The following is a 19,052-nucleotide window of genomic DNA, read 5'->3' on the forward strand; positions in this document are numbered from 1 at the left end:
GAAGTTTTCGAAAATAGCACAAAGGGGGACATGAACATGTCAAAATTTGAATTACCAGAACTCGGCTACGCTTATGATGCGCTTGAGCCACATATCGATGCTCGTACGATGGAGATTCACCACACGAAACACCACAACACGTATGTCACGAACGTGAATGCGGCGCTTGAGGGTACAGAACATGAAGGAAAGTCACTTGAAGAACTTCTTCAAAACTTGGATGCTCTCCCAGCAAACATTCAAACTGCAGTCCGTAACAACGGTGGCGGTCACTGGAACCACTCATTCTTCTGGAAACTGTTGAAGAAGAACGATGGCGCTGCTCCAACAGGCGAACTCGCGACAGCAATCGACGAAGCATTCGGATCATTCGATGCATTCAAAGATGCATTCGCGAAAGCAGCAACAACTCGTTTTGGTTCAGGTTGGGCTTGGTTAATCGTTGACGGTGGAAAATTGGCGGTCGTTTCGACACCAAACCAAGATACACCAGTCATGGAAGGCAAAACACCAATCCTCGGTCTTGATGTTTGGGAACACGCATACTATCTCAACTACCAAAACCGTCGTCCTGATTACATCAATGCGTTCTTCAACGTCGTTGATTGGGATCACGTAGCGAAGCTTTACGCTGACGCGAAGTAATGTGAAAACTAGCGTATCGTTCAATTGTGAACGATACGCTTTTTTTAATGCGGAAAATGATGGGATAGGTTGTTATGGAAAGTTTCCTTCTATATAATGAAACAAGATGACTTTTGAACGATAGGGGAGTACGCCATGGCTAAACGAATTACCGTACGAGGAAGACGGCGTAATCATCTGCCGCTTCGTCTGAATTTAATGTTCTTCGTCGTTTTTTTATTGTTTGCGATTTTGATTTTCCGTTTAGGAGTCGTGCAAATCGTCAATGGTGAGAAAATTTCGCGGGAAGTTCAAAAAACAGAAATGATCGCATCAAAATATGAAGTGCCACGCGGAAAGATTTATGACCGGGATGGTCGTCTTTTGGTTGATACGATTTCTAAATACTCGATCGTCTACCGTCGAGCACAAACGACGAAAGTCGATGAACGCATTGAGATTGCACAGCGTCTTGCAGCAATCATTGATCTACCTAAAAAAGATTGGAAAGTCACAGAACGTGATATTAAGGATTTCTGGATCGCGACGAACACGAAAGAGTCTGATCGTCGTTATCAAGAAGCCGTCAAACAGAAATATCCTTCAGCAGAGGCACAAAGTAAACTATCAATCGCAGAACAGGATCAAATCCGATTAGATGCGATTACGAAAGACGATATCGATTATGACGATCAAACGATGGAAGTCATTGCGATCAAACATAACATGGAAGTCGGATACGCACTTGATCCGCAACTCGTCAAACTCGGTGCTTCTGCAAAAGAAATGGCGATCATCGATGAAAATCTAGAAGATTTAAAAGGTGTATCGGTGGAACCGTTCTACGAGCGTTCTTATCCATATGAAGGAACACTTCGGAACATCTTCGGGAAGTACTCGAAGATTCCAGCAGAACAACAAGCTGAGTTCAAAGCAAAAGGTTACAGCTTGAATGACCGTGTCGGAACATCATTCCTTGAACAACAGTATGAAGATCTTCTGCGCGGGAAACCAGCGTACGATGTGTATGAGACGTTCAATGGAGAGCCGGTCGGTGATCCAAAACGCGAGGAAGGCGAGTCCGGTAAAGATCTCGTTCTGACCGTGGATGCGGAATACAACAAACAAGTCGACCAAATCATGCAACAAGCCATTAAAATGGGACGTGGCATGGGTAGTCGTTATCTAAAAGAAGGTTACGCCGTCGTCATGAATCCACAGACAGGTGAGATTCTTGCGATGTCTGGTCAAAAGTTGGATCCAGCAACCGGTAAGTTCTCAGATGTCGCAATCAATAATGTATTGACGTCGCTTCAAATCGGTTCGACGATCAAAGGCGCAACGGTTGCGATGGGACTCGAAGAGGGTGTTATTCGTCAAAACGAAGTCATCAACGATACACCGATCACGATTGGTGGTACGAAAAAAGGATCGTATGTCAACATGGGTCCAATTACGGATTTAACAGCACTTGAGCGTTCATCAAACGTTTATATGTTCAACATTGCAATGCGGATGGCGAAGTACCCAAGTAACGGTATTGCCGGAGCGAGTGTGGACGGAGCAGCTGCTATCATGCAGAATTACTACAGTCAGTTCGGGCTTGGAGTGACGACGGGTGTAGATTTACCGTACGAAGCAAAAGGTGTGCAAGGAACACCTGACCGTGTCACTTTACTCATGGACCGAGTCATCGGACAATATGATGCCTTTACACCGCTACAAGTCGCACAATATATTTCAACACTTGCCAACGGTGGCTATCGTGTTCAGCCGCACTTCTTAAAAGAAGTTCTCGCGTCGAATTCGATTGAAAAAGGGACAAAACAAGTTGATTATAGCTTTAAGACGAATTATTTGAATCGAATTGAAGTCAGTCAAGATAACATTGATCATGTTCGTGAAGGATTACATCGCGTTGTCAAAGGAGAGCGTGGTACAGCAAAAATCATCGCACAAACCGGTATTGATGCAGCTGCGAAAACAGGTACAGCGCAGGTTAGTGTCTATGGTGACGATGGAATCGCCTTACGTGATGGAAGTGGACAACCAGTTCGTTCATTGAACTCGAACCTTGTCGGCTGGGCACCGTACGATAATCCAGAGATGGCATGGGCCGTGTTCCTTCCTTATATGGAACAAGAAACCGTCAACTCAAAAATTGGTCACGATCTTGTCAAAGCGTATTTCAATGTGAAGGACGTACCATGGCAAACTAAGCCAAATTAACTAGATGGAAAACGAGAGTGAGCAATCACTCTCGTTTTTTTGTTTGCATTGACCTTTTTTTCTAATGGATTTCGAATTGTAAACACTAAAAAACACGCCTTTACAATTCTTTTACGTTGGATTCATTTCGTTTTAATAGTTCATCCGTAGTATAAGTCTTGTAAGGAAAACGGATAAAAAGTCGTAGCATCGTCAGCGACATACTTTCGAGGAGGAAAATTAATCATGTCTTGGATGAAAAAAACAGCACTCATCACAACGGTAGCATCAATCGCAGTAGTGGGGGCAGCATGTGGTAACGATAAAGGCGGTTCTGCTAGTTCATCTGATTTAAAAGGAAAAATCGCAATCGACGGTTCTTCTACTGTCTTCCCGATCATGGAAGCTGTCGGTGAAGAATATTCAATGGAACAACCTGACGTAGATGTCACAGTCGGTGTCTCTGGTACAGGTGGCGGATTCAAACGCTTCGTCGTTGGTGAAACAGATCTTTCAAACGCGTCACGTGAAATTAAAGAAGAAGAAGCGGCTGAAGCGAAAAAGAACAACATTGAATTCACGAAAATGGCACTCGCATATGATGGTTTGACTGTCGCAGTCAGCAAAGAAAATACATGGGTAAAAGAACTCTCAATGGAGCAACTCGAGAAAATCTGGCTCGACCCGAACATCAAGACTTGGAAAGATGTCGATTCTTCTTATCCGGCTGAACCATTGAAATTCTTCAGCCCAGGGAAAGATTCAGGAACATTCGACTTCTTCTCTGAGGAAGTACTTGAGAAAAAAGACATGCGTAAAGATGTTCAATTATCAGAAGACGATAACGTTCTCGTCAAAGGTGTTGAAGGAACGAAAGGCGCAATCGGATATTTCGGTTATGCGTACTACGCTGAGAATAAAGATAAGTTGAAGGAAGTACCACTTTCTGCTGAAGGAAAAGACGCAGTCGATCCAACACCAGAAACGATCAAAGATCTTTCTTATCCACTATCACGTGAAATCTACACGTACATCAATAACAAATCGATGAAAGACAAAAAACAAGTCGCTGACTTCGTTCAGTTCACGAACGAAAACGCTGGTGATCTTGCTGAAGAAGTCGGATATATCAAAATGCCACAAGATCGTTACGATGAAAACGCAAAAGCAATTGAAGACGCAATGAAATAAATCATCGAGTCATGAGGATGGCCCAACCGGGGAAGTCTGTACCGGTTGGGTCCCGTTCTCATGTCAAGAAGGAGTAGGGAGTGAAGAAGGATGAGTTCAACACAAAATAAATCGGTTCGCGAGCTGATTCAACAGAACCGACAGCAAAAATATAGTATGAAAAACGTCATGGAACGCGTCATGCCGATCGTGTTATTCCTTTGTGCGTTCGTCTCGGTCGTTACGACCATCGGCATCATTCTCACGTTAGTCATTGAAACAGAACACTTCTTCGAAGTCGTTCCGTTCAAGGAATTCTTCGGCAGTACGAGCTGGTATCCACTCAACTCACAACCAGAGTATGGAATTTGGCCACTTGTCGTCGGTACGCTTGAGATTACCGTGATTGCGATGCTAGTTGCCGTGCCGATCGGCCTCACATCAGCGATTTATTTAAGTGAGTACGCGTCAGACCGCGCACGCCGTATCTTAAAACCAATTCTTGAAGTGTTAGCAGGTGTTCCAACGATCGTCTTCGGATTCTTCGCATTGACGTTCGTCACACCATTACTCGTAAAATTAATTCCAGGTATTCAAATTTACAATGCGCTCAGTCCGGGGATCGTCGTCGGGATCATGATCATTCCGATGATCGCTTCGATTTCTGAGGATGCAATGAGCTCCGTTCCGAAAAAAATTCGCGATGGTGCGCTTGCACTCGGTTCGACACGTCTTGAAGTTGCATTGAAAGTCGTCGTTCCAGCTGCTTTATCAGGGATCATTGCATCGATCGTACTCGGTATGTCACGGGCAATCGGTGAGACGATGATCGTAACGATCGCTGGTGGTTCGAATCCGACAGCTGCGATCGATCCACTCGAGCCAGTCCAAACGATGACAGCGTATATCGTTCAGGTCGCCCTAGGTGATGCTGGATTTGGAACTGTCGAATATTACAGTATCTATGCGGTTGGTACACTCTTGTTCGTCTTCACATTAGTGATGAACTTACTTGCGAACTGGATCACACGCCGCTTCAGAGAGGAGTACTAAGATGGCCTTACCAGAAAAGCAACCTGTCTCAAAGAAATTCATCGATCCGGTCGCGGTGAAGAAATCCATTAGCCAGCGACTCGTCGTCAACAATGTCACAAAAGTCATTTTCCTTGCTGGACTGTTCTTCGGTCTCGTCGTCTTAGGTATTCTCTTGTTCGGCGTCATCCGTGACGGTGCATCATGGTTATCACTTGAGTTTCTACAAAATGCACCATCACGCCGTTCGGAACGTGCCGGGATTTATCCGGCGTTAATGGGCTCCATCTTCTTGATGCTCCTCATCATCCCGATGATTTTCATCATTGGTGTCGGGGCAGCGATTTACCTAGAAGAGTACGCGAAAAAGAGTCGGATGACTTCATTCATCGAAGTCAACATCTCAAACCTTGCAGGTGTACCATCGATCGTCTTCGGCTTACTTGGTTTGACGTTCTTCGTACGTAACATGGGCTTCGGTTCAACATTGATTGCAGGAGCATTGACACTCGCGTTGATGAGTCTTCCGGTCGTCATTGTCTCGTCCCAAGAGGCAATCCGTGCCGTTCCACAAGCGATGCGTCATGCATCACTTGCACTCGGTGCTTCGAAATGGCAAACGACGTTCAAAGTCGTTCTTCCGGCGTCACTACCGGGTGTCATCACTGGGATCATCTTGGCTGTATCTCGAGCGATTGGTGAGACAGCACCACTCATCATGGTCGGAGCTGCGATTTTCATTGCTCGTGCGCCAGAAAGTATTTTCTCAGAGTTCACAGCATTACCGATTCAAATCTACAACTGGACAAGTCGTCCACAAGCGGACTTCCAAGGACTTGCAGCGGCAGGCATCATCGTCTTAATGGTCATCCTCTTGACGATGAACTCACTTGCAATCTGGATCCGGAACCGATTCTCAAAACGCTACTAATCGAACGAGATAGATAGAAGGGATTTCTTTTAAGGAGGAAGACAGATGATGGATACGAAGCTGAATACGAAATCAGTCGTTACAGAAGGGACAGAGCGTATGAACCAACCAGTAGCAGCACGTGAGAGCGTCTATAACGTCAAAGACTTAAACTTATGGTACGGTGACGATCATGCGCTGAAAGATGTTAATCTCGATATTAAGAAAAATGAAGTCACGGCAATCATTGGACCGTCTGGTTGCGGGAAATCGACATTCATCAAAACATTGAATCGAATGGTCGAACTCGTTCCGATCGTACGGACGAATGGTGCAATCGAGTATCACGGACGTAATATCTTTGATAAAGAATACGGTGTCGAAGAATTACGGACATCGGTCGGAATGGTCTTCCAGCAACCGAACCCATTCCCAAAATCAATTTATGACAACATCGCTTATGGTCCCCGTGTCCACGGTGTCAAAAACAAAAAAATCCTCGATGAGATCGTCGAACGCAGTTTACGTCGTGCAGCGATCTGGGATGAAGTCAAAGATCGTTTGAACGAAAATGCCTATGGTCTTTCTGGTGGGCAGCAACAACGTCTTTGTATCGCACGTTGCCTTGCAATCGAACCAGATGTCATCTTGATGGATGAGCCGACATCGGCACTTGACCCGATTTCTACATTAAAAGTAGAAGAACTCGTCCAAGAATTGAAATCAGACTACTCGATCATCATCGTGACACACAACATGCAACAGGCTGCACGTGTTTCGGACAAAACAGCGTTCTTCTTGAATGGTGAAGTCGTCGAGTTCGATCAAACAGACCGGATCTTTGGAAATCCGAGTGACAAACGGACGGAAGATTACATTTCAGGACGATTCGGATAAGAAGGGGAGACGAGACGAATGGCAGCGAACCGTACGATTTTTGGAGAAAATCTTGCAATACTCGATCAAAAGGTCTTTTTACTGGCTCGTAAGACGATGCAACAGATCGCAACAACGGCAGAAGCACTCGAAAAATATGATCAAGACATCGCGCGTGGTGTCATCGAAAACGATAATGAACTCGATGATCTTGAACTTGAAATCAACGATGATGCGATTTTATTAATCGCGAAGCAACAACCCGTTGCGACGGATTTACGACGAATCATCACCGCGATGAAAATTTCGTCGGATCTCGAACGGATTGCAGATTATGCGGGGAATATCTCAAAAGCGGTTCTTCGTGTCGAAACGTTCCCGTATGTCATTGATATCTCTTTGTTGAAGGAAGCATTCGAGACATTACTGGATATGACGGAAACTGCGATCGTCGCCTATCGTGACGGAGATGTCGAGAAAGCAAAAGCCTTGTCTGATCTCGATAACGTCATTGATGAGACGACATATAAGGCACTTCGCCAGTACATGCGTCATATGTCACTTCAGCCGATCGTCGTCGATGAAGTTATGCAATTCACGAACATTTGCCGCTACATCGAGCGGATGGGTGATCACTTGACGAACGTCGGGGAGCATCTGATCTATCTCGAAAAAGGAAAACATTATGATTTAAACGGATGAATCAAGTAGGCAGGAGGAATTTCCTCTGCCTACTTTTTTTGTAAAGGGATTCGAAACACGTTTGTAGAATAGGAAAGAAGTGAATAATGACAGAGAGGTGATTGGGAATGCTTGAGCAAATCATTAAAATGAAGGAACAAGGGCTGACAACAAAACAAATCGCAGCTCAATTGGATACGACTGAAGGGAAAATCAAATATGCTTGGACTAAATATCGTAAATCGTTAACAGAACAACCTTCTGTAGCAGCGCCGAAAGTAAAATCAAAAACGGTCAAGCAGACAAAAAAGTCGACTGCACCGGTATTAGACGTCGTACCGTCTGTGCAAGTGGTACCTTCGCTAGAACGTGACGCGTTTGGAATGGCGACACATTACGAGGATGACATCCTCCACGCCATCGTTCAGTCACCGACAGCGTTATACGTCTACTGGGAATTATCTGAACTGTCGAAACAGTTGCTAGAGACGCACTATCACACGACGTTTGATTCGTTCCGTAAAGAATTACGCATTATTGATGTCACGCTTGTTGAATATGAACAAGGACAGGCAAATCGGACGTATCAATTCGAGCTACCAGAAATGACGAATGCTTGGTTCGTTCGACCAGTCGCCCCGAATACTACATACATCATCGAATGGGGCATTCAAACGATCGACGGGGACTTTGTTCCAGTACTACGTTCAAAACCAGTCGAAACGCCACGTGACGAACCAGTCACGGACGGACGGTTCGCGGAAGTCGTGCATCATTGGCAATACGGAGAGGTCGAACAACCGGAATGGGTCGAAGTATTACGTCCTTATTCCTATTTCGATCGCGTCCGATAATGGAATTAGAGAGAGGGAAAGGAAGAGAAGCTATGCGAAAAGGATATTTTTCACTCGTCTTACATGCACATTTACCATATATCCGTCATGAAGAGGCACATCGCTTAGAAGAACGGTGGATGTATGAAGCGATTTCAGAAACCTACATCCCATTATTGTGGGAGGTCGATCGCTTGTCACGTCCGCTCGGCTGGACGGTCAGCATTTCGCCACCCGTCATCGAGATGCTTGCCGACCCATTGATTCAAGAGCGGTATATCGAGCATATCGAGGATACGTTACGTTTGATTCGCCAGGAACTAGAGCGAGAGCTTGCTCAAAAGGAACGAGATGCGCTTCTATTCTATCAAGACCGCTATCAAGATTTATTGAATACGTTCCTTCACTGGGAAAAAGATTTGAACCGGGCATTCCGTCATTACAAAGAGCAAGGTTATCTCGATTTGATTACGTGTACGGCGACACACGGATTCAGTCCGCACATGTTGTCTGAACAAGCGGCACGTTCTGAAATTCAGACGGGATTGAACTGTTTCGAACGTCATTATGGATTCCGTCCATCTGGTCTTTGGATGCCGGAGTGTGCGTATACGCCAGGACTTGATCGTATTTTGTACGAAGAGGGCATTCGTTATACATTCGTTGACGAACATTCAATTTTAAACGCGGATCCGTCACCGAAACATGGAATCGGAGCACCTGTCTATTCTCCGCACGGTGTGGCACTGTTCCCGCGTGATCAAATCATTTCCGGGAAGATTTGGAGCTCTGTCATCGGATACCCGGGTCATCCGGATTACCGCGAGTTTTATCGTGATCTTGCATACGATCGGGAGTGGGATCAAATCGCTGAGTTCATGCACCCGGAAGGCTTACGTTATGATACAGGATTGAAATTGCATCGCGTAACAGGAGAAACGGATCAAAAAGACTATTACGTCCGTGATTGGGCATGGCAACGGACGAGTGAGCATGCAGCAGACTTCGCACAAGCACTCGGTGAACATTTAGATGCGTATCAAGGACAAGACTTCCCACCGTTCCTTGTCACTGCACCATTTGATGCCGAATTGTTCGGTCACTGGTGGTTTGAAGGTCCCGACTTCCTCGGTAAAGCGATGGAACGTTTAGAAGATCAAGGAATTGAGTCGATTTCACCGGCAATCTTCCTCGAACGTCACTTCCAAGACATCGACACGGCACACGTCGCGATGGGAACGTGGGGACGAAAAGGCTACGCGGAAGTCTGGATCAACGAACGGAATGACTGGATGATTCGTCATCTCCATCAGCTTGAGAAGAGACTAGCAGGTGTCGTAGCTCGAAATCGTCATCAAGATGCATTGACTGTCAAAGCGAAGCGTCAGCTCATTCGAGAATACCTCCTCGCTGTCTCGAGCGACTGGCCGTTCATCCTCGATGGACAGACGACAGCGCAATATGCTGCGAATCGTTTCCGTGAGCACATCTTACGTTTTGAAGAAACCGAGCGTCGCCTGGATGCTGAGGAGCTGACGGTGGAATGGTTGGATGATCGATATCGCGAATATCCTTTCCTTCAAGATTCAGATATTGAACCGGATGTCTTCTTGACGGCACATGATTACTACGTGGCAGTGAAACGTGAGAAATCTTGGAATACAGGCGCCATCTTATTGTTCGTCCGACAATATGATGCGTCAGACCGGCCAGCTTCAGAGCTCGCTCGACGGCTCGCTGCTGCTGGTGAGAACGTCTATGTCGTTACGGAACATCCGGAAGCGTATCGATTTGAAGAAGGTGTTCACGTTTACGGAGTGCAAGTGACAGGTCTACCGCTCGTTCAGACCTATAACCAACTGGCGGCACTAAATTTAGCCTTCTTACGCCAAGCGCAAGCCTTGAGTAAGATCGTTGATTTCGCAGTTATCCACAACTTCAACATGGAGACCGCATCAGCTGCCCAAGCTATCGCGAAGATCAAAGAGTTGCCACTTGTCAGTAACGTCTACGATGTCGAAAGTGAGCGTTCTCCTGATCGTTCAGGTGGTCTGGTCGTTGCCTTAAAACGACTTGAAGGAGATGCGTTGCGCCAATCAGCGGTTGTTTATCTAGAACGAGAAGAGTCACGTCACGGGGTGGAGCAAGAGTATCACGTCGAAAAGAAGCCGCTGCGTTTTGAAGAGAACCTTGAAAAACCATATCAACACGTGACGAATCCGAAAAAGAACGGATGAACAGTTGCAATTCCTTTCCTTTCTTGGTACGATACTTGAGTATGCTTAACCTTATGTAAAGCAAAATCACTTGATACATCGAGAGCTAGATAGGAGGGAATCCCATGCGCGTTAAAATCACATTAGCTTGCACTGAAACTGGTGACCGTACTTATATCACTAAAAAGAACAAGCGTAACAACCCAGAGCGTCTTGAGTTGAAGAAATACAACCCACGTCTCCGTAAGCACACACTTCACCGTGAAGTGAAATAATTGAGATGGAAGCCGTCACTTCGTGTGATGGCTTTTTTTGTGGAAAGGAAGACAGTCATGAATAAACAAGAAGTACGCCATTTGATTAAAGAACGACTCGATGTAATGGAGAACCGTGCGGAGAAGGAACGGTTGATTCACGAACATGTATTATTATTACCTGAATGGCAACAAGCGACTTGTGTCGCAATCACATTAGCTTTTCGAAATGAATGTGATACAAGAATGCTGATTGAACAGGCGTGGCAAGAGGGCAAGACGGTCTTGATACCAAAAGTAGTCGGAGACGAGATGATCTTTTATGAACATGGACCAGAAGATCAACTGCAAGCAAATCAGATGGGGATTGCTGAACCGACCGCTTCAGCACGTCGCGCTTCACTTGCTCAAGCAGAGCTTTGCCTCGTTCCAGGTCGCGCCTATCGACGGGACGGATATCGGTTAGGGTGGGGAGGAGGCTATTACGATCGTGCACTCGTGACATATACAGGTTGCAAAGTATCGATTGCCTTTTCTGAACAACTTCTTTCAGATTTCGAAGTGGAAGCCTTTGATATTCCAGTTGACCTGATCGTCACTGACTTAGAGGTCATCCGATGCTAAGCGCGACCATTTTGTTTTGTCTATTGCTGGCTTGGACCGGACGATCTTTTCGTTTATTGACGACAAGTGGTGCGATCATGACCTTGCTCGTCGGTAGTGGTGTCTCATTCGGATTCGGTTGGCAAGGATTAGTAGTACTCTTGCTTTTCTTTGGTAGCTCGAGCTTGTTATCGAAGGTCGGACGATCCAGAAAACAATCGGTCGACTCCATCGTTGAGAAAGACGGCGCGCGTGATGGATGGCAGGTCCTTGCGAATGGAGGGCTAGCGTTCGTTGCTGCCTTAGCGTATGCCATGACGATGGATTTTGCGTATCTCTTGTTATTTCTATTCGTCATCGCAGCATCGAATGCTGATACGTGGGCATCCGAAATCGGACCGCTCTCAAAACGTGATCCATGGTCGCTCAAAACGTTACGTCGGGTACCAGCAGGAACAAGTGGAGCGATGTCGCTAATTGGAACGGTCGGTACGATCGCAGGAGCTGCGTTCATCGCGATAGCAGCGCATTGGATATTTTCTCTTTCTTTAAGGGATGTCTTACTCGTAACAAGCATCGGTGTACTTGGGAGCCTACTGGATACACTATTTGGAGCAGTAGGGCAACGCGTTTACCGATGTACGGTTTGTGGGGAATACACAGAAAAGCGAGAGCACCATGGTCAACCGACCGCTTACGTTTCGGGCATTCGATTTTTAGGGAACGATGCTGTCAATGTCTTGACAAGTGGTTTGGCAAGTGGAATCGGGTTTATCATCGTTCGATTCTGGTAACTGGAAAGTATATGAGTATGTAATTCCTTATGTTAGGATATCAATGACACAAAATGGACAAATGTGATTAATTTCACATGATACAAAGAATGTGAAAGATGTTACAATTTACTTGTGAGATAGTTAACAAACTCTTAGGACGAATGAAAGGGTGGACATAACGATATGGAATTACATGCGAAAGTGACACGGGTAGCTCTCATTGGAGCTGGTGCAGTCGGTTCAAGCTTTGCCTATCAGATGTCAACAGCTGGACTTTGTGAAGAACTTGTCATCATTGATGTCAACAAAGCCAAAGCAGAGGGCGAGGCAATGGACTTAAACCATGGAACACCATTTAGCTCTTCACCGATGCGAATATGGGCTGGCGACTACGCAGACTGCCGCGAAGCGGAAGTCGTCGTCATCACGGCAGGCGCTCCACAAAAACCAGGTGAGACAAGACTCGATCTCGTTGCAAAGAATGCGTTGATCATGAAAGAAATGATTCGTCAAATCATGGATTCCGGTTTTGATGGAATCATCGTCGTGGCTTCCAATCCGGTTGATATCATGGCACATCTTGCCTGGAAATATTCCGGTCTTCCGAAAGCACGCGTATTTGGATCAGGGACGGTGCTGGATACAGCGCGTCTGCGTCAAATGCTCGGAGAATACTTTCACATTGATTCCCGAAATGCCCATGCCTATATTCTTGGCGAACATGGTGACACGGAATTCGCAGCCTGGAGTAACAGCCGCATTTATGGAAAAACGATTGATGAACTACTTGCTGAAGACGATCGTTATTCTCAAGCAGATCTTGATCAAATCTACATCAACGTCCGAGATGCTGCTTATCATATCATCGAGCGCAAAGGAGCAACCTACTATGCGATTGGGCTTGGACTCGTTCGGATCGTTCGTGCCATCCTCGGAAATGAGAACTGTCTATTGACGGTCGGTGCGCATGTCGATGGGCAGTACGGAATTTCCGGTATCCATATTGGAGTTCCCGCCATCATCAATCGTCAAGGTGTGCGTGAAATCATTGAAGTCTCATTGACGGAAGAAGAGTTGAAGAAATTCCATCATTCTGCTGATGTATTACGTCAGACGCTTGAACCCGTCTTGCAAGGATAAGCGTACGCATCATGATGAAGGTATTACGAAATAAAGTAGCAAAAAACTCAAGTGTCGGACTTGCTTCATATTGTCCACACTTGAGTTTTTTTGATGTAGAGAACAAATACATAAAAAATCACATCTATTCGTCCGGTAGTAAAAAGAAAAAAATCTAGGTTTTATTTTACTAGAAAAGGGTTAAGTAAGAGATAGAAGCATTTTTACGTCATTTTTTTGTACGTCATGATACCCAAAAAGGAGAGAACCGACAGTCATGTATACTTTTCGAAAACTAACTAAAGAGGATGCAGAACAATACTGGAATCTACGCCTTGAGGGATTAAAAAATCATCCAGATGCATTCGGTCATTCGTTTGATGATGAACAGCAAACCCCGCTCCGCGAAGTACAAGAAGGACTTGAGGGAGAACCCGACTCCGATGAGGTTTGGCTTGGTATGTTCGACGGTGATACATTGTTTGGGTTTGGTCAGGTCAAACCATATGAATTGTCACGTGAATCGCATAAAGCGATGATTTCTGGAGTATACGTATCACCTGAATATCGTGGGGGTACTGGTCGCGCTTTAATGGAAGCCTTAATCGAGGAAGCGAAGAAGTTACCGGACGTCGAGCAAGTCATTCTTGCCGTTTTATCAGGAAATGAAGCCGCACAAAATCTTTATGAGTCGCTCGGTTTTGAAGTATATGCCGAAGATCCAGATTCCGTAAAATTAGAAGACGGCACATATCGTGATGATATTTGGATGAAGAAGTATGTCTAAGTTCTTCAGATGGTGTGGAAAGAAGCTGTAGCAAAAAAAGTGCTACAGCTTTTTCGCATGGTATCCGTAGGATATCAGTATCGGCAAAGAATGAATATTTGTTATCATGAGAACAAAGCGGATATTACGTCGTAGTCCGATTGAAAGGGAGCGAATGAACATGAAAGAAGTCATACGTACGATTGAAGAGCTTGTCTCGATTCCGAGTCCAACAGGTTCGACAAAAGAAGCGATTACATATGTAGAAAAGCGATTGATCGCAGAAGGGATCACGTATCGAAAACTTGAAAAAGGAGCGATTTTAGCGACACTACCTGGTGCTTCAACGCGTACGCGGTTACTGACGGCACACGTCGACACACTAGGAGCGATGGTGAAAGAGATTCTACCAACAGGACGACTTCGTTTATCACAACTAGGGGGATATGCTTGGACAGCGATCGAAGGAGAGAACTGTCTCATTCACAAGATGGACGGTCAAACGGTTTCAGGTACGATCGTGTTCCATCATTCGAGTGTTCATACGTCGCGCGAGACGAACAAAACGGAACGATCCGCTGATAATATCGAAGTACGATTAGACATTCGTTCGACGACAGCAGAAGAGACGCGCGTTGCGGGGATTGAAGTAGGAGACATCGTAACGTTTGATCCGCGATTCCTCTATACGGAAACGGGATTCGTGAAGTCGCGCCATCTCGATGATAAAGCATCCGTTGCTTTGTTACTTGAATTGATCAAGGAATGGAAAACAATCGAACTACCACACACGGTCCAGATCCTGATTTCAAATTACGAAGAAGTCGGATTCGGTGGGAATGCTGGATTCACGGACGAGGTCGCAGAATACATCGCGGTCGACATGGGAGCGCTAGGAGACGGTCAGCATTCGGATGAATTCACGGTCTCGATCTGTGCGAAAGATGGTTCAGGTCCATATGACTTGGCTTTACGACACCAGTTAACGCGCTTAGCACAACGAAATAGTATTCCATATAAAGTTGATATCTATCCGTTCTATAGCTCGGATGCCTCAGCAGCAGTAAGTGCGGGTCACGACGTCCGGCACGGATTGTTCGGTCCGGGAATCGAATCGAGTCATTCGTACGAACGTACGCATGAGACGTCGTTACAAGCGACATATGATTTGCTACATGCCTATGTAAAGGAGCCGATGGTCGATGAAGACACTGTATGACGTACAGCAATTACTCAAGACATACGGGACATTCATCTATCTTGGGGACCGGGCGTCCGATATCGCGATGATGATGCTTGAACTCGATGAATTACAAGAAGCAGGCGTTTTGGAACAACGACAGTACGATTCAGCAAAACTAATCTTGCGACATGAATTAAAGCGTTCACAATCCGATAACATTTAAGGTTGTGCAACCCTTTGCGCAAACGAGTTATGTCCGGTAAAATGAGGAAGCAGACATTATATGAGTATAGGGGAGACGAAGCAATGAAATGGTTACTCGGCATTGATATTGGCGGAACGACAGTCAAGATGGCAATTTTGGATTTGCAAGGGATCATCGTAGAAAAGTGGGAAATCGAGACAGTCGTTTTGAATGATGGCGTACAAATTCCTGGAGATATCGCAAAATCCTTCTTTGAGAAGTGTCAAGAGAGCAATAAACGACCAGAAGATTTCGTTGGAGCGGGCATCGGTGCGCCGGGATTCATTGATTTCAATACAGGTGTCGTTGAGAAAGCGGTCAATATCGGTTGGAGTAACTTTGAACTCATCGGTGAATTCGAGCGTTTGACGGGTTTACCGGCTGTTCTTGAAAATGATGCGAACGCAGCGGCAATCGGTGAGATGTGGAAAGGTGCCGGTAGTGGTGCAACCGAACTCCTTGCGGTCACACTCGGTACGGGCGTCGGTGGTGGTTTGATCACGAACGGACAAATCGTGCATGGTACAGTCGGAATGGCTGGAGAAATCGGTCATATCACGATGTTGCCTGAAGGTGGCGTTCTATGTGGATGTGGTCGTAAAGGATGTCTTGAGACGATCGCGTCAGCAACAGGGATTGCCCGTCTTGGTCTTGAGAAGCGTAAAGGGAAGGAAACGTTACTCAACGACATCAAGGCAGTGACGGCGAAAGACGTATTCGAAGCGTATGAGAAAGGAGACCGGATCGCAACGGAAGTCGTAGAAGAAGTGACGTTCCACCTCGGTCTTGCCATCTCCAACTTAGCGAACAGTATTAACCCGGAAATCATCGTCATCGGTGGTGGTGTCTCAAAAGCGGGCGAGACATTGCTTGCACCACTGCGTCAACAGTTCGAACGCTTTGCTTTACCACGGGTTTTCGGATCGACGACGTTCAAGATTGCCGAGCTTGGAAACGATGCAGGAGTCATCGGCTGTGCATGGCTTGCGAAGCAGATGTTTCTCAAAAAATGATAATATTCAATTTCAGTAAAAGGTTCGCTTCGGCGAATCTTTTTTTTGTTTACAAACGTACAGTAATTATGTGATTGTTAAGTATCTTCCGGATTCCAGTTGCATTTTTGTAAAACTAAGCGTAAAATTTTCACGTGATATGGGTATATGTAAATTATGATGTAAGTTGTGTGAACTGAAAGCAGAAAGCACATGTAAATTAGGAGGCAGGTTTTTATGCAGCAAGACGCAAACATCTGGTCGCGAATGCGCCTAAAGATGGGTCAAGGCGTTCGCAGCACCTATAAAGAGCATAAGCTCTTTTGGATTGCGACCTTATTGATTTGGTTAAAAACGTATTTAGCGTATACACTTTTCTTCAACGTTCCCGTAACAAACTCTGCGCAAGCATTCATTCTACTAATTAACCCAATTAGTTCAGCGCTCTTCATGTTCGGGTTCAGCTTCTTCTTCCGGGGAAATGTTCAAAAATGGTTCATCTACGGTACATTGTTCGTCGCGACACTCATTTTATATGCGGACATCATTTTCTTCCGCTTCTTTAATGACTATCTGACGTTGCCGGTATTGTTCCAAACATCGAATGCAGAGACCGTTTCTGCATCGCTCGGGTCACTCTTGAACTGGTCCGATTTATTGATCGTCGGAGACTTGATCATCTTACCGTTCTTCCTACGGAAAATGGACATGTCAAAAAATGTTGCGTCACGTGGACGCGCGATTCTCGCATTCGTTGCAGCAGTTGTCGTTTTCCTTGGAAACTTGACGCTTGCTGAGACAGAACGTCCAGAATTGCTCACACGTGCCTTCGACCGAGAATTGCTCGTTAAAAACATCGGAACATTTAACTTCCATATGTATGATGCACTCATTCAGTCGAAGACATCTGCGCAAAAAGCACTCGCAGACAGTTCTGAACTGTCGGAAGTTCAAAGCTTCATTGATTCAAAACATGCCGAACCGAACCCAGCTATGTTCGGAAAGTACAAAGGAAAGAACGTCATCGTCGTTTCCTTTGAGTCGGCACAATCCTTTGCAGTTGGATTAAAAGCACCAAACGGACAAGAGATTACACCGAACCTGAATAAGTTGATCAAGGAATCGCATTCATGGGATAACTTCTATCACAACACAGGACAAGGGAAAACGGCAGATGCTGAGTTCATTCTCGAAAACTCGATCTATCCACTTGGACGCGGTGCAGCATTCTTTACGAACGGAGAAAACGAATTCCGGGCAACTCCTGAAATGTTGAAAGAAGACGGCTATTATTCAGCTGTTTTCCATGCAAACAACAAATCGTTCTGGAACCGAGACATCGTCTACAATAGCTTTGGCGTCGATCGTTTCTTCTCAGAGACGGATTATGACCTAGGTGATCCAGCAGATTTGACGGAGTGGGGCTTGCTCGATGATAAATTCTTTGAACAGTCATTGCCGATGTTGAAAGATTTACCACGTCCGTTCTATTCGAAGTTCATCACATTGACGAACCACTATCCATTTGAGATGCCAAAACCAGAAGATGAACTCGTACCACCGCTTGAGACAAGTTCTACGACGTTGAACCATTATGTTCAGGCACTAGCGTATCAAGATATGGCACTCGGTAAATTCATCGAGGGTCTGAAAAAAGATGGTACGTGGGATGACACGATCTTCATGGTCTATGGCGACCACTATGGTATCTCGACGAACCACAATGCTGCGATGGCAGAACTCATGAACAAAGATGAGTTGACACCGTATGATGTCGCGCAATTGCAACGTGTACCATTCGTGATCCATTTACCGGGTCAAACGAAAGGTGTGAAACATGAAGACGTCGCGAGCCAAATCGACATTAAACCGACATTGCTACATCTGTTAGGACAAGACTTCAAGAATGAAGTATTGTTCGGTACCGATCTCTTCTCGAAGCAGCACAAGGATTATGCGCTGTTCCGCGATGGTTCCGTCATAACAGACAAAACGGTCTATACGCAGGAAACATGTTATGATCGTCAGACGGGTGAAGAAGTAAAAGATGGAGAGTTAGCGGAGATGTGTAAACAATCTACGAAACAATCCGAGAAGGAGTTAGGACTTTCGGATAAAGTCATCTATGGTGATTTGCTCCGTTTCCTTCAAACTTCAAAATAAGATAAAGAAAACGAATCTACTTTCGAGTGGATTCGTTTTTTTGTAGAAAGACAAATAAAAAGAGAGATGCGCGAGGCATCTCTCTTTTTAACGTACCTTGATTACGATGGAATACCGCCGTAAATCAATGTCGCAATCCCGAACCAGCCGAATAAGACGACAGTCAGACCTGCGAATACGAGTGGAAACATTTGGCGTTTCTTAAGTGAACGAACGACGGCCCAAACGCCGACGAGTGCGACGAAGAAGAAAAGCCAACCGATTGGTTGATCCAAATGCATGACGTACTCCCCCTTAAACAATCACGTTATGAATTTCACGAAGATTTCACTTAAATCTCACTTTTTAGTTTATCCGACTCGCGGGATAAAGTCGAGAGGGCGTTGCAGGAACTTTCGACAA

19 protein-coding genes are annotated in these 19,052 nt (G+C 45.5%); 18 read left to right on the forward strand and 1 reads right to left on the reverse strand.

The window, feature by feature from the left end:
- Positions 1–36 precede the first annotated feature (36 nt).
- The 18 genes from KNQ11_RS01040 to KNQ11_RS01125 all read left to right on the forward strand — a co-directional run bounded on the left by KNQ11_RS01040 (position 37) and on the right by KNQ11_RS01125 (position 18,650).
- Positions 37–645, forward strand: coding sequence for a superoxide dismutase (locus tag KNQ11_RS01040; protein ID WP_064300301.1), 609 nt, complete (start codon positions 37–39; stop codon positions 643–645).
- Positions 646–780: 135 nt separating this feature from the next.
- Positions 781–2,853 (forward strand): peptidoglycan D,D-transpeptidase FtsI family protein, encoded by a 2,073-nt coding sequence (locus KNQ11_RS01045; protein WP_214769060.1) that lies wholly within the window; start codon positions 781–783, stop codon positions 2,851–2,853.
- A gap of 225 nt (positions 2,854–3,078) precedes the next feature.
- Positions 3,079–4,023: a PstS family phosphate ABC transporter substrate-binding protein gene (locus tag KNQ11_RS01050; protein WP_047396434.1), complete on the forward strand. Its 945-nt coding sequence runs from the start codon at positions 3,079–3,081 to the stop codon at positions 4,021–4,023.
- A 90-nt stretch (positions 4,024–4,113) separates the two neighbouring features.
- Positions 4,114–5,055, forward strand: coding sequence for a phosphate ABC transporter permease subunit PstC (pstC, locus tag KNQ11_RS01055; RefSeq protein ID WP_047396437.1), 942 nt, complete (start codon positions 4,114–4,116; stop codon positions 5,053–5,055).
- Position 5,056: 1 nt separating this feature from the next.
- Positions 5,057–5,965, forward strand: a complete 909-nt coding sequence (gene pstA, locus KNQ11_RS01060) for a phosphate ABC transporter permease PstA (RefSeq protein WP_029341063.1) — start codon at positions 5,057–5,059, stop codon at positions 5,963–5,965.
- 99 nt (positions 5,966–6,064) lie between these two features.
- A complete protein-coding gene (gene pstB, locus KNQ11_RS01065; RefSeq protein WP_053454494.1) occupies positions 6,065–6,841 on the forward strand; it encodes a phosphate ABC transporter ATP-binding protein PstB in 777 nt (258 codons plus the stop codon).
- Positions 6,842–6,859: 18 nt separating this feature from the next.
- A complete protein-coding gene (gene phoU, locus KNQ11_RS01070) occupies positions 6,860–7,522 on the forward strand; it encodes a phosphate signaling complex protein PhoU (protein ID WP_050678392.1) in 663 nt (220 codons plus the stop codon).
- A 107-nt stretch (positions 7,523–7,629) separates the two neighbouring features.
- Complete coding sequence (locus KNQ11_RS01075) at positions 7,630–8,355, forward strand: DUF4912 domain-containing protein (protein ID WP_064300297.1); 726 nt, start codon at positions 7,630–7,632, stop codon at positions 8,353–8,355.
- Between the two features lie 32 nt (positions 8,356–8,387).
- A complete protein-coding gene (locus KNQ11_RS01080; RefSeq protein ID WP_214769063.1) occupies positions 8,388–10,571 on the forward strand; it encodes a 1,4-alpha-glucan branching protein domain-containing protein in 2,184 nt (727 codons plus the stop codon).
- A gap of 104 nt (positions 10,572–10,675) precedes the next feature.
- Entirely contained in the window at positions 10,676–10,825 is a 150-nt protein-coding gene (gene rpmG, locus KNQ11_RS01085; RefSeq protein WP_012369771.1) for a 50S ribosomal protein L33, read from the forward strand.
- 57 nt (positions 10,826–10,882) lie between these two features.
- Positions 10,883–11,428, forward strand: coding sequence for a 5-formyltetrahydrofolate cyclo-ligase (locus tag KNQ11_RS01090; protein WP_214769066.1), 546 nt, complete (start codon positions 10,883–10,885; stop codon positions 11,426–11,428).
- Positions 11,422–12,201, forward strand: a complete 780-nt coding sequence (locus tag KNQ11_RS01095; protein ID WP_149426962.1) for a DUF92 domain-containing protein — start codon at positions 11,422–11,424, stop codon at positions 12,199–12,201. Before KNQ11_RS01090 ends, KNQ11_RS01095 begins: the two co-directional genes overlap by 7 nt.
- Before the next feature lie 165 nt (positions 12,202–12,366).
- Positions 12,367–13,323 carry an L-lactate dehydrogenase gene (locus tag KNQ11_RS01100; protein ID WP_214769069.1) on the forward strand — a complete coding sequence of 319 codons (957 nt, stop codon included), beginning with the start codon at positions 12,367–12,369 and terminating at the stop codon, positions 13,321–13,323.
- Positions 13,324–13,579: 256 nt separating this feature from the next.
- Positions 13,580–14,089 carry a GNAT family N-acetyltransferase gene (locus tag KNQ11_RS01105; protein WP_023467548.1) on the forward strand — a complete coding sequence of 170 codons (510 nt, stop codon included), beginning with the start codon at positions 13,580–13,582 and terminating at the stop codon, positions 14,087–14,089.
- A 160-nt stretch (positions 14,090–14,249) separates the two neighbouring features.
- A complete protein-coding gene (locus tag KNQ11_RS01110; RefSeq protein WP_082874221.1) occupies positions 14,250–15,287 on the forward strand; it encodes a M42 family metallopeptidase in 1,038 nt (345 codons plus the stop codon).
- Complete coding sequence (locus tag KNQ11_RS01115; RefSeq protein WP_023467550.1) at positions 15,271–15,474, forward strand: YqgQ family protein; 204 nt, start codon at positions 15,271–15,273, stop codon at positions 15,472–15,474. Before KNQ11_RS01110 ends, KNQ11_RS01115 begins: the two co-directional genes overlap by 17 nt.
- An 83-nt stretch (positions 15,475–15,557) precedes the next feature.
- A complete protein-coding gene (locus KNQ11_RS01120) occupies positions 15,558–16,508 on the forward strand; it encodes an ROK family glucokinase (protein WP_149426965.1) in 951 nt (316 codons plus the stop codon).
- A gap of 216 nt (positions 16,509–16,724) precedes the next feature.
- Positions 16,725–18,650 (forward strand): LTA synthase family protein, encoded by a 1,926-nt coding sequence (locus KNQ11_RS01125; protein ID WP_023467552.1) that lies wholly within the window; start codon positions 16,725–16,727, stop codon positions 18,648–18,650.
- A gap of 101 nt (positions 18,651–18,751) precedes the next feature.
- Here the strand turns inward: KNQ11_RS01125 and KNQ11_RS01130 are convergent, their stop codons facing one another.
- Complete coding sequence (locus tag KNQ11_RS01130) at positions 18,752–18,931, reverse strand: DUF2759 domain-containing protein (protein ID WP_023467553.1); 180 nt, start codon at positions 18,929–18,931, stop codon at positions 18,752–18,754.
- Positions 18,932–19,052 lie beyond the last annotated feature (121 nt).

It is taken from the genome of Exiguobacterium sp. s39 (assembly GCF_018618925.1).
GTDB classification, from domain to species: domain Bacteria; phylum Bacillota; class Bacilli; order Exiguobacteriales; family Exiguobacteriaceae; genus Exiguobacterium_A; species Exiguobacterium_A abrahamii.